This window comes from Bacteroidales bacterium, assembly GCA_021157585.1.
Classification (GTDB): Bacteria; Bacteroidota; Bacteroidia; order Bacteroidales; family UBA12170; genus UBA12170.
On the sequence record JAGGWH010000165.1, the window covers coordinates 1 to 12,646 of the forward strand.

The 12,646-nt window shown below is 33.3% G+C and carries 11 protein-coding genes; 3 read left to right on the plus strand and 8 right to left on the minus strand.

What is annotated here, in order from left to right:
- On the minus strand, positions 1 to 353 hold a 353-nt coding region (locus J7K39_11580; protein ID MCD6180532.1), incomplete at its 3' end, for a damage-inducible protein CinA.
- 158 nt (positions 354 to 511) lie between these two features.
- On the opposite strand from J7K39_11580, the gene J7K39_11585 reads away from it, so the two are divergent.
- Positions 512 to 1,384, plus strand: coding sequence for a nucleoside phosphorylase (locus J7K39_11585; protein MCD6180533.1), 873 nt, complete (start codon positions 512 to 514; stop codon positions 1,382 to 1,384).
- Positions 1,385 to 1,446: 62 nt separating this feature from the next.
- On the opposite strand, the gene J7K39_11590 is transcribed toward J7K39_11585, so the two are convergent.
- Entirely contained in the window at positions 1,447 to 4,641 is a 3,195-nt protein-coding gene (locus J7K39_11590) for a leucine-rich repeat domain-containing protein (GenBank protein MCD6180534.1), read from the minus strand.
- A gap of 159 nt (positions 4,642 to 4,800) precedes the next feature.
- On the opposite strand from J7K39_11590, the gene J7K39_11595 reads away from it, so the two are divergent.
- Positions 4,801 to 5,283 (plus strand): hypothetical protein, encoded by a 483-nt coding sequence (locus J7K39_11595; GenBank protein MCD6180535.1) that lies wholly within the window; start codon positions 4,801 to 4,803, stop codon positions 5,281 to 5,283.
- Between the two features lie 111 nt (positions 5,284 to 5,394).
- Positions 5,395 to 5,883 (plus strand): hypothetical protein, encoded by a 489-nt coding sequence (locus tag J7K39_11600; protein ID MCD6180536.1) that lies wholly within the window; start codon positions 5,395 to 5,397, stop codon positions 5,881 to 5,883.
- 79 nt (positions 5,884 to 5,962) lie between these two features.
- On the opposite strand, the gene J7K39_11605 is transcribed toward J7K39_11600, so the two are convergent.
- From J7K39_11605 to J7K39_11630, 6 genes are all read right to left on the minus strand, one after another.
- Positions 5,963 to 6,898: an inositol phosphorylceramide synthase gene (locus J7K39_11605; GenBank protein MCD6180537.1), complete on the minus strand. Its 936-nt coding sequence runs from the start codon at positions 6,896 to 6,898 to the stop codon at positions 5,963 to 5,965.
- Between the two features lie 15 nt (positions 6,899 to 6,913).
- Positions 6,914 to 7,450 (minus strand): DUF4833 domain-containing protein, encoded by a 537-nt coding sequence (locus J7K39_11610; protein MCD6180538.1) that lies wholly within the window; start codon positions 7,448 to 7,450, stop codon positions 6,914 to 6,916.
- A gap of 8 nt (positions 7,451 to 7,458) precedes the next feature.
- Positions 7,459 to 8,463 carry an NAD(P)-dependent oxidoreductase gene (locus tag J7K39_11615; GenBank protein ID MCD6180539.1) on the minus strand — a complete coding sequence of 335 codons (1,005 nt, stop codon included), beginning with the start codon at positions 8,461 to 8,463 and terminating at the stop codon, positions 7,459 to 7,461.
- Positions 8,460 to 9,587: an N-acetyltransferase gene (locus tag J7K39_11620; protein MCD6180540.1), complete on the minus strand. Its 1,128-nt coding sequence runs from the start codon at positions 9,585 to 9,587 to the stop codon at positions 8,460 to 8,462. The genes J7K39_11615 and J7K39_11620 overlap by 4 nt, the downstream gene beginning before the upstream one ends.
- Positions 9,588 to 9,610: 23 nt before the next feature.
- Positions 9,611 to 10,813 (minus strand): pyridoxal phosphate-dependent aminotransferase family protein, encoded by a 1,203-nt coding sequence (locus J7K39_11625; protein MCD6180541.1) that lies wholly within the window; start codon positions 10,811 to 10,813, stop codon positions 9,611 to 9,613.
- Positions 10,814 to 10,823: 10 nt separating this feature from the next.
- The coding region (locus J7K39_11630) for a hypothetical protein (protein MCD6180542.1) at positions 10,824 to 12,646 on the minus strand (1,823 nt) is incomplete at its 5' end.

The window sequence follows — 12,646 nt, forward strand, 5'->3', positions numbered from 1 at the left end:
GCTTGCGCTTTATTTACAGCACTTACTTTAAAATTACGTAGGCGGAAAATCTCTTTTATTCTACTAAAAGCATCTTCGTTGAAAACTAATTTTGTATCAAAATACTCACAAAGCGTATGTTTGGTAATATCATCTTTTGTTGGGCCTAAGCCACCTGTTAATAAAATTAAATCGGCTGATTTGAAACTATTATCTATGGAGTTTAGAATGTCTTTTTTATCATCGGCAATTGCCTTTATTTGTTTGACTTTTATGCCATTACGATTTAGTAGCTCGCTCATCCAAGAGGCGTTGGTGTTGATTACTTGTCCGATGAGTAATTCATCGCCTATACTTATAATTTCTGCAATCATTATTTATTAATTGAAAATTTGTACTTTTGCTTTTTGTCAAATCGGTAAAGGCTTATCGTAGAAATTTGGCGTTTTAATTAGCCGGAGAAATTGATACGGAAAGCCAAAATAGGTTTGACATTTATTTTTTGTACAAAATTACATTAAATTTAGTGAGCATGAAAAGAATCGCAGAATCGGAATTGATATTAAATCCTAATGGTAGCATTTATCATTTGAGATTAAAACCTGAAAATATTGCTGATGATATAATTGTTGTTGGTGATCCCGGAAGAGTTCCGGTGATCTCTGCTTATTTTGATTCGATAGAATTTAAAATGAGTAACCGCGAAATAGTAACACATACCGGATATGTTGGAAAAAAACGTTTGACGGTTATGTCGACCGGTATGGGGACTGATAATTTGGATATTGTTATCAATGAATTAGATGCAGTTGTAAATATTGATTTGGACACTCGCACACCTAAAACAGAGCATAAGTCCTTGAATATTATTAGGTTAGGAACTTCCGGCGCTATGCAGGAAGATATTCCGGTAGGATCTTATGTGATGTCTACTCATGGTATTGGTTTGGATGGTTTGATGCGTTTTTATGCTGCCGGTAAAGAAGTTGAAGATACTGAATTGACCGAGGCTTTTTTACAACAAACTGCTTGGCCGGCTGATTTGCCAAAAGCATATATTGTTTCCGGAAGTAATAAGCTTTTTGATAAAATGGAGAAAGGTTATTTGAAAGGGATAACGGCAACAGCCCCAGGATTCTTTGGTCCACAAGGTCGTGTTTTGCGTTTAGATTTAGCTTATCCTGATTTGAATGATCGGATTTCTAATTTTAGATATAAAGATTATCGTATTACCAATTTTGAAATGGAAACATCTGCGCTTTATGGCTTAAGTAAAGCTCTTGGTCATAATGCAATGACAGTTTGTGCTATTATCGCCAATAGGCTGAGAAAAGAATATGCCAAAGATTATAAGCCAAGTGTTACGGCTTTAATAGAAGATTTATTAGAGAAGCTGTCTCAGTAGATTTGACTTAAATATTATATTTAATCCCGTCAGTTCGGAAGAAGCTGACGGGATTTTTGTTTTTATTTTAGTATAATTTTCTGTACAAATGTTTCCTCACCGTTTCTTATTTTAAGAAAATAAATCCCTTTTGATAAATGGCTGAGTTGAAGTTTTATTTGTGTTTTATTACCTACATTTTGTGTTAGAACTGTATTTCCTGTTATACTTTTAAGTTCTAAAAAAGCTGTGTTTTCCAAAGGTTTTTCAATTTGAATTTTTAAATAATCAAAAGTAGGATTAGGAAAAACTTTTGAAACAAAAGCTCCGGGTTTTTCTATTCTAACTGTGGTAATAGAGATTGTTTCGCTTTTCAGAGTCAAATCCGGTAAGTTTGCATAATCAACAAGACAGTAATAATCTCCCAATTCTGTCATTGGAAAACTAATGCTTTGATTTGTTTCGCCATCAATTAAAATATCATTTTTATACCATTGATAAGTTACTCCCGCATAGGTATAATCTACTTCAAAAGTGTAATTGGTTCCATCGTTAGATTCAAGTATTGGAAGAATCAAATTTTGAGGATCATATTTTGAATAATACCCTCCCCAATCAATTTGCGCTTTATCAATACTTTCAAAATCGAGGAGGTTATTCTGTACTTGACAGTCAAAAAGCTCAGGCAATGCAGATAGGTCGGTTAAATCATTAAACTTATTATCGTTGATGCGAAAAATTCTTAGATCGCTCATGTTGGCCATCTCTATAGGTAAAGAACCGCTAAGTTGATTCCTATCTAAAAGTAGAACATAGAGTTCTTGAAGCTGTCCGAAAGAGACAGGTATTGTTCCTGTTAATTGATTGCCATCAGCATAAAATCGTTGGAGTCCTGCAATATTTCCAATTTCAGAAGGAATTTCTCCTGTGAGATTGTTATTATCTAACCAAATATCAGTTAGGTTTTTCATTTCGCCTATTGTTGTTGGAATACTTCCGCTCAGCTGATTGTTGTTTAAGTATAAACCCTCTATACTTTTCAAATTTCCTATCTCGCTTGGAATATTGCCACTTAACATATTATCCCATAGTATAATTTTATTTAAGTAAGTTAAATCTCCAATCTCTAAAGGTAAGTTTCCAATTAAATTATTTTCGGTTAAAGCTAAGTTATTAACTCGCCCATTTTCTACTACAATTCCTTCCCAGTCATCTATGGGTTCATTGCTTAACCAATTGGTATTATCTGTCCAAGTATCGCCATTGGTGGAATTATAAAATGCAACTAAAGCTAACGAATCGGAGAGGAGAACGCCGCCATGTAATTCACCGTTGATATAAACTTCTGTTTCTAATGTAAGTTCGGGTAAATTATTATGATTGGCTTTACACTGATAAACTCCTTCATTTGAGTCTGCTATTGTTAAAGTTTTGGTAGTTTCATTTAAAATAGGTTGCTTGTCTTTATACCACTGATAAGTTGTTCCTGCATAATCGTAATTTACAGATAAGGTAATGTTGGAGCCGCTTATTTGCTCTGAATGGGGTAGTTGATAATTCTGAGGACTATAATGAAAGCCATCTGTCGACCAATCAATTTGTGTTACTTCAAAGGATTCAAAATCGAATAAATTAGATGAAAGATAAATTGTAGTAAGATTTGTAAGTGCAGATAAATCGGATAAACCGGTAAGTTCATTATTAGAGATTGATAAATAAGTTAATGATATGAGATTCGATAAGTCTGGTAGGTTACCGCTAAATTGATTATTCCTAAGACTTAATTTGGTTAATTTGTTTAGCTGATTAATTCCGGAAGGAATTACGCCATCTAAATTATTGTTTCTGAGATATAATATTTCAAGTTTGCTTAAGTTTTCCATCTCCGCAGGAATAGTTCCCGTAAGTTGATTGTTAGATAAATACAGCTCTTTTAGACTGCTAAGAGTTCCTATTTCAGCAGGAATAGTTCCTGTTAATTTATTGTCTTCAAGGGATAAGAAATTAAGAGAGTCTAAATCTCCAATGGAAGTTGGAATTGTTCCTGTTAGGTTGTTTTCTTCCAAATCGATAGAGATTACTCTACCGTTAGAAATACTTACACCCCACCAGCGAGAAATGGGTTCTTCAGATAACCAATTGTCTGGGGTATCATTATATCCAATATGCGAATACCATTTGTCTCCATCTGTATTTTGATATAAATCTGCTAAAGCTAAAGAATCGGATAAAATAACGCCTCCATGTAAATCGCCAATAATGACAGATTCACTTTCTAAGCTTAAATCCGGCCAGTTTGGATGGCTTGCTACATAATCATAAACGCCAATCTCATTATCTGCAACAATAATACTATCGTTAGTTTCCCCATTAATAGTTTGAGCATCTCTTTGCCATTGAAAAGTAGTTCCGTTGTACGTATATGTAGAACTTAAAGTGTATTCTGAGCCCGATAGACTTTTCTCAATGGGTAATTTTATTTTTTGATTTTCATAACTAATATTAACATTATCTTGGTTTATATTGGCTAATTCTAAATCCTCAAAATCGAGCATATTGTATTCAACGCCTAAATACCGAAGATTGGTAAAGCCGGAAAAATCAATTAAAGAAGTAAATGCATTATCAGATAAATAAATACGTTCTAATGCCGTAAGATTAATCATTTCGGGGAATAAAGCTCCTGAGAAATCATTTTCAGAAAGTTCTAAACGAGAAAGCATACTGAGATTTCCAAGGGTTGCAGGGATTGTTCCCGATAATTCATTCTGACCTAATAATAATTCTTCCAAAATGCTGAGGTTTCCTATTTCTTCGGGAATACTTCCTGAGAATTGATTATCCGATAGTGTTAACTCTGTTAGCTTCGTTAGGTTTCCTATACTTGTTGGGATATTTCCCGAAAAGCCATCCCCGTGTAATATTAGTCGACTAAGTTCGGTTAAATTTCCAATCTCATCGGGTAAGTTACCTGTAAGGAGAGGGTCCCCAATAATTATTAGATCTGTTAGTGCACTTAGGTTGCCTATCTCAACGGGGAGTGTCCCCTCTAAATTGTTGGCGTAAAAACTAAGTTCTTTGACTCTGTCTTCTGCAACAGTAACTCCTATCCATTCCGAGATAGGTTCTGAGCTGAGCCAGTTGGTGCTTCTTTCCCAGTTATTACCTCCGGTAGCTTCGTAAAATTTGATTAGAGTAAGAGAATCTTGTTCGCGTTGAGCAAAGATAGATGATGATATAAAAATTAGACTAATAAATAGGAGCGATAATTTTTTCATAATGTCGGGTATGTGTGATAAGTGAATAATTTTATAGCCATAAAATTACCTAATTTATTAAAATAATTTAATTTTTTCATTAATTTATAATTTATACTTTTGTAATTCTTTTGTAACCAAATAGATAAAGAAATAGTATACTTAATAAAATACGATTTTATGAAAAGGAATAACTCTTTGTTTTTAGTGGGAATTATTTTTATGTTTACTTTTTTGGCTTGCACTAAAAATACAGAAGAGTTAATAGATGACCCCTTGAATGTTCAATTTTTTAATGACTCTAATTCAGATTTTTCAATTAAAGTTATAGAAATACGTTCTCGTGGATTAATTGGTGAAGAGAATCAGGAAATGGGAGAGTGGGGAAATAATTTATTGGCAGGTGGTTTGATTTTAGACCCAGGGTCTTCTACTTCATTTGTTTTGAATATTCCTACATACGAATGGAGCGAATATCGTATTGGGGTTATTGATGGAAACGGGAATACAGAAATGGTATTACCAAATCCACTTATTGGTGTTCAGGGGGCATTACCTATTAGCCATTTGGAAAGCAACGATAGAAAGGTTAGCATTGAAGTAAAGTATGATGAAAGCAAAGACGCAATTTATATTGCTAGCTGGAGCGATTTTGCTAGATAAACAGATTTGTAATAATTTTTGGTTATAACATTTTTAAATGATTTGCCTAAATTATATTTTTTCTGTAAACTTGTTGTACAAAAGAGTATGTATAAATAAAAACTTCTTATCATGAAAACAAAATTATTTTCACTTGTAGCTTTAATTCTTATTTTCTTTACATTTTCTTCTTGTGACAAGACTACAGAGGGAGATGATGCAGATGATGCACTTTATGTGCAGTTTTTTAATGATGTTAATTCCGAATACACAATTACTACCATTGAGATTAGATCAAGAGGGCTAACTCAAGAGGCTAATCAGCCAATAGGAGAGTGGGGAAGTAATTTATTAACAGGAGGTTTAACTTTGGCTCCCGGAGAATCAACTTTTTTTACTCTACCAATTCCAAATTTACATTGGAGCGAATATCGCATTGGTGTTGATAATGGAGGAACAACGGTAATGGTTGGATATAATGAAAATGTTAGTGTTGGTTCGGAATTACCCATAACTCATTGGGGGAGTGATGATAGAACTGTTAGCGTTTTAGTAAAATACAATGCTACATACGATGTTATTTATATCAGCGGCTGGAGCGATTTTGCAGGAATCGATTAGCATTTGATTTGTATGTGTTTTTTTATTTATGCAGGTTTTATAATTTCTGTTAAATGTAAATTGATTTCTCTAATCATAATTAGTTAAACTTATCTATAGTAATAATTTTAGTAAGTTTTTTTATCGGTTTCTCGAAAAATGAATATTTCGTTGCTAATTCAAATAGTGTAACGGTAATAATAGCAATGCATATGCCTAGGGTTACATCAATTATATAATGATGACCTGAATAAACAGCAGAAAACCAAATCCCTAACATAAATATGGCAAATAATACATTTATCCATCCTAAACGTTTTTTTATAGCATAAAAAAGTACAATTACAGGATAGGATGCGTGTAATGAAGGCATTGCAGCTAAAACATTTGCATTTTTATTATAAATATTTGCAAAGACGGGAATTCCTACTAATTCATCAAATCTTGCCAATCCGGCTCTATTCCCGGGTATACCAAAATGTAAATCGAAACCATAAAGTTCTACGTACCAAGGGGGAGCAGCAGGGTAAATATAATAAATTGAAAATCCCACTAGGTTAACAAGTAAAAAAGCTATAGAAAATTTAAGAAAAAGATATTTATCTTTGATAAACAAATATATACCAAAACCAATTGGTACAGGCATCCAATTTATATAGAAAAAGCCCGAAATAAAATCCATAAATTTATTACTGATTCTAGCAAAATATTCATTGGGAGTTAATAATTCCCCATTAAAATTAATCCCAAACAAATACTTCTCAAAGAGATACGGCTCTTTGATGTGAACTGTAGATACTTCGTAATTAGGTATAATTCTCATAGAATCATAAATAATCCAAAAAATAATAAATATTGAAAAGCCTATAACTATTCTTCGACTAGTATCGAAAGAATAAAACATTACTACCCACAAAACTACGAGAAAATAATGCTCCGGTCTAATTCCTCCAATGATATTGGTCCATAATAAGTAAATAATAACAATTAAGCTATTAGTTAGTATATTTGTTTTTGTAAATCTTTGAAACTCCATAGATTATTTCAGTATTCAATCAGTGTATCTCTTCTCGTAACAACTCTTTCTAGTTTTACTATCCTCACCAAACAATTCTATATATTTAACTTTTGGCCAGAATCCTGAATTATCAGCAAAAATATACAAATGTTTCAATCGTGATGGTTTGTTATTAATTAAGGTATAGATAACCGCTTTAAAAGGAGCTTCTTGAACCAATTGAAAATCTCTTTCATCATCAGCTACAAGTTTAATTTTATATTTATTCTCCTTGGTTTCAATCTTAGTGCTTTTGACACCATAGGCAAAGAGTTTTTCAATATCTCGCAATTCCATTCTTCGTCCGTCTTCTTCATACCGAATCCAGTAAACATCTACGGGTTTATCTTCAACTAAATCCCCCTTTTCATCAAAATTAGCCGTGTAAACAATGGTATTACTATTATGGTTTCGCTGTATATAAAACAGCATTTCTTCACTTTCCGGAGGTGTAGGATAATTGCTTCGCTCGGTATCATTTACGGATACTAAGCCAAACAAAACAATCATTATGCTGAACGTCAACTTCATAAATGCTACTATAATAAGTTCTCTTTTTTATACCAAGCTATTGTTTCCCGAACGCCTTTTTCTAAGTTATATTCTGGTTTAAAACCAAAATCGCTTACTGTAGCACTACTATCGCACAGCCAGTTTTTACAACTTATTTCTTTGTATTTCTCGGAATTTAAAGTTGCTACTTTCCCAAAAGCACAAGATAATTTCCCATTGATAAGTGCTATTAGCTTCACCAATTGTTTTGGGAATACGATACGGATAGTCTTTTTATTTAAGACCTGCTTAATAATAGCATTGAATTTTAATGCGGTGTGATTCTCCAAATCAGATAGGAAATAAGATTTATTTACCGTATTGGATTCTAAAGCATCAAATATGAGACGTGTTAAATCTTTAATATAGATTAATGAAATATATTGTTCTGTTGATCCGATAAAGGTTTCGAGTCCTTGATTTATGGTTTTGAACAAAACATAGAAATCTTTTTCTCGGGGGCCGTAAACACCTGTTGGTCTAAAGATTAGGTGAGGAATGTTTCCAAATGATTTAAGAAACTGCTCTGCCTTAAGCTTACTTTTTCCGTATAATGAATCTGGATTTGGTAAATCCGTATCTTTTATGGCTTGTAGCGTAAGCTCATCGCCTGGTCCATAAGCAGCAAGACTACTTATATAAATAAATTTTTCGGGAATAATATTTAGTTCCGATAAAGCTTCAATAAGATTCTTGGTTATTTGAACATTAACTTTTTCAAAATCAGATGTATTACAAGATTTTGTTAATCCGGCATTGTGTATGATATAATCAAACTTTCCGTATTTATTTTTATAATTAATTAAGGTTTTTTTTATGGCATATTTATCAGCCAAATTAGATTCAAAAAATACAAGTTCGGGCTGTTTCAGATAGGCTCTACTACTTGAAGCGCGTACGCCAGCAAAGACTTCAAATTCTCGCTTTATAGCCTCTTCAACTAAGAAACTACCGATAAATCCGCTAGCGCCTGTGATTAGTACTCTTTTCATATTTCTTTTTTAATATAACATCTTCTTTTTAAATGTTGACGAATCTCATAATCTTTGAACATTAAAAATGCGCTTTTGTTATCCTCAAGTGCATGACTAGAAATAGCGATTTCAATATCGTTATCAATATACGCTTGCATCATATTTGTGTAAAAAATTGCTACAACTCCTTTATTTTGATATTCAGGTTTTACGGCTTGTAACAGCATATCTACTTTGTTGTTTTTACGAAGTGCCTTTAAAACATGGATAAAGCCAGTAGGGAAAAGCTTTCCGTTTGCTTTTTGCAATGCTTCTGACAATGAAAGTATTGAAAGCCCGAACCCGGCGACTTCATCATTTTCATCCAAAACAAAACAAACATATTTCACATCAATGGCGGAGAAATAATCTTTGGTGTACCGTTCTATTTGCTTATCGGTTAAAGGAACAAATCCGTATAAAGATTTAAATGCCTCATTTAAAGTATAAAACATGCTTTTAGCATAAGGAAGTAAATCTTTTGGCTTTTTTGTTTCTAGTATTTTCAGATTATATTTTTTCAATACCAACGAAGATATTCTTTTTAGTTTTTCGGGTACTTTATCTGGTATTTTGATCTCAAATTGAACCCAGTCGGTATCTTTGGAATAACCCAGTTTTTCGAGGTGAACAGGATAATAAGGGTAGTTATAAATGGTGGCTTGTGTAGCAATCTCATTAAAACCCTCAATTAGCATTCCTTCCAAATCCATATCGGAAAAACCTAGAGGACCATGCACGGCAGTCATTCCTTTTTGTCTTGCCCAGTTTTCAACGGTTTTAATAAGTAAAGAGGATACTTCAATATCATCTATAAAATCAATCCATCCGAAACGCATGTGTTTTTCGTTCCAAATTTCGTTGGACTTATGATTGATGATGGCTGCTATCCTACCCACTATTTTTTTGTTTTTATACGCCAGCCAGTATTTTGCTTCACAAAATTCAAAAGCAGGGTTCTTTTCGGGCATTAAAGCTGCTTTTTCGTACATATGTAATTGTGGAACTCTGTATTTATTGCCTTTGTATAATTTGTCAGGAAAAACAATAAATTTTTTAAGATCGGATTTCGATACAACTTCTTTTACTAAAATATTTTCCATGATATTGAAGTGTTTGTTATGTATTAGTATTTCTCAATAGGCTCAACAGTTTCAATTAATTTGCGACATTTAATCAACTTGTCAACGGCAATGTCAATTTGTTCTTTGGTATGTGTTGCCATCAACGAAAATCGTAGCATGGCTTTACCCTTTTCTACGCCTGGACTTACTACTGGATTAACATAAATTCCTTCTTTCAGTAACATTACGCCATATTGAAAGGTTTTAATATCATCTCCAATAAGTATAGGAATAATAGGTGTTGTACTCTCTCCAATAGAAAAACCTTCTTGTAGAAGACACTCGGAAGCATAATTTGTATTTTTCCACAATCGCGAGATTCTTTCCGGCTCCCTTTTAATTATTTCTAATGCTTTTAACACTGTTGCTGCCGATGCTGGAGGAATTCCGGCACTAAATACCAAGGAGCGTGCATTATGCTTGATATAATTGATGGTTTCAAAGTCCCCAGCAATAAAACCACCTAAAGAAGCTAAGGATTTACTGAACGTTCCCATTATCAAGTCTGTTTTTTCAGTAATATTAAAATAAGAGGCCGTACCTGACCCATTTTCCCCAATTACACCTAATGCATGCGCATCATCAACCATTACAGAGGCTGAGTATTTATCAGCTAATTTACATATTTTATCGAGAGGTGCAATATCCCCTTCCATGCTAAAGATACCATCCGTAATAATTAAGGTTGTATGGTTTTTATCTGTTTTTTGGAGGATTTTCTCCAAAGCCTCCATGTTATTATGTTTATATTTTAGATTTTTTGCAAAAGCAAGTCTGCATCCTTCAATAATAGAGGCATGACTTTTTTCATCATATACAATCAAATCATTTCTACCCACAAGACTTGGAATAGTTCCCATATTTACCTGAAATCCAGTGCTAAAAACAGTAGCAGCAGGTTTGTTTACAAATTCCGCCAAATTATTTTCAAGTTCGTTGTGTAAATCTAAGTTTCCGTTCATTAATCTGGAACCAGAAGCTCCTGTTCCATATTTATTGAGTGCCTTTTTTGCAGCTTCTATAATTTCAGGATGGTTAGTTAAGCCCAAATAACTATTGGAACCAAACATTAGTGCTTTTTCGCCATTTACTATAACTTCGGTATCCTGCCCTGATTCAAACGAATGATAATAAGGATATAATCCGTTTACTTTTGCAATCTGAGGCACATTATATCTTGCGAATTTTTGTTGTAGTAGTCTCATGTTTCTTTTTTTAAAAATCAAATTTAAATCGTACTCTAATTCCATACTCTGGCACATCCGGATGATCCAAATACGTTAGCCTTCTGACCATATCCACCCTGAAGAATTTAAATATGTTCCCAATTCCTACACTTGCTTCCATATATGGTTTTTCTTCTAAAGAAAAAGTGGTTGGATTGCCATTTATATCTACAGGAAATTTCATTAGTCCTGATGTAATTTCTGGATTATTTCTGTCGGTTATCCCTCCGTATAAACCTTTAAATGAAACAACAGAACGCCATTTTAATTTCTTAAGTAGTGGGATTTTGTTTAAAATAAAACCATTAAAATGATGGTCAACAAACAAACTGACATATTCGTCACTAGCAAATTCAAGAAAATTCATCATATTATATGAACGAAGTTGGTATGAATAGGTTTGGTTCGCACGAGGCAGGTTAAGGAGTAAAAAGGGAACTTTCCCAAATATTTTACCTGTTTCCATCGAGGTATTGGTGAATCCAAACGGTCCCAAATAAAACCGTTTAAATACATTAAACTTCAATTTGCTATAAGAATAATCGGATCCAAAAATTCCTTTTATACCTTGTGTATAGCTAAGCTGTATAATGGGTTGATTCGTGATGATTGGGCTCTTAAAATTAATTCCCTGATAAAACTTTTCGTTAGGTGCAAAACGAATGGCAGCTGTTATCTCGCTTGAAGTTATAGATTGATCGGAATGACCGTCTTGGTAATTGAAATAAAGTGTGCCGCCAGGCTTTTGTTCAATGTTTCTTAAAATAAGAGTTGTTGAAAATCCATTTTTCCAATCACGATAATGTTTAATATTAAACATACGGTTGTAGAGAATTTTATCGGCAACGCCCCGTTTAAACGAAAGCAGGAAGTTATCTTCATTAATAAATTCTACATCCATTCCTGGAAAATTGGTTTCGTACTGATACTGGGCTGAAATATAGTGCTTGGGGTTGTCGGTTAGTGGTTTGTTGTTTAGCGACAAGGTTGCCATTCCCGAATATTTAAACTGTTTATCTTTAAAGCCGTATATTCCGAAACCGCTTAACCTGAACTTTTTACTGAATTTATCGCTTGTCTGTCCTCCCAATCGTAAACGAAAACCTTCCACATCATTAAAGCTATAGAAAGTACTCACAGGGCCCACATCAATTTTATTAAAATTCCAATATCCAGCCACTAATAACATTACGACATCCATGGTCCGTTTAAAAGCAGGTACATTTTGAACGTTATCAACCATTGTATAAATATTTTTTTCTTGCTCTGTTATATCAACGAGTCTATTTTTTTTCCAAAATAAGCTGTCTCTTTCATTAAATCCCAATGTTTTTATTTCCCTTTCGAGTCCTGAATACAAGCTATCAGGCATGATTTTGTTAAAAATGAAGTTATCGTAATAAACACTTTTCCTACCAAACATGCCAATGCCTTTCTCTCCTAAGTTAAAATCAACAACCAATTTATCAGTTGTCAGCATCCAGGCTTTATTGTTGATGAATGAATATTCCTGAATGATTTCCATATCATTAACAAAATTCAGATTGATATCTTTTGAAATACGCATATCAGCTTTTACCAAAGCATAACGGCTATCATTTGTTATGTATAAGTTTCCGCCAAAAGCAAAATCCTGTTTGTTTCGAGGCTGAAAAGCAAGTTTAAAACAGTTGTAACCATTTATGTCAAGGGTGTCAATAATTCGAAATTTATAAATCGAAGGCGCAAAGTCGGATATTGGACTGGTAAAAGGATTGGTCATAAGTAGGATGGTATTATCATAGAGATCAATATCTTGATATAAATTGTCAA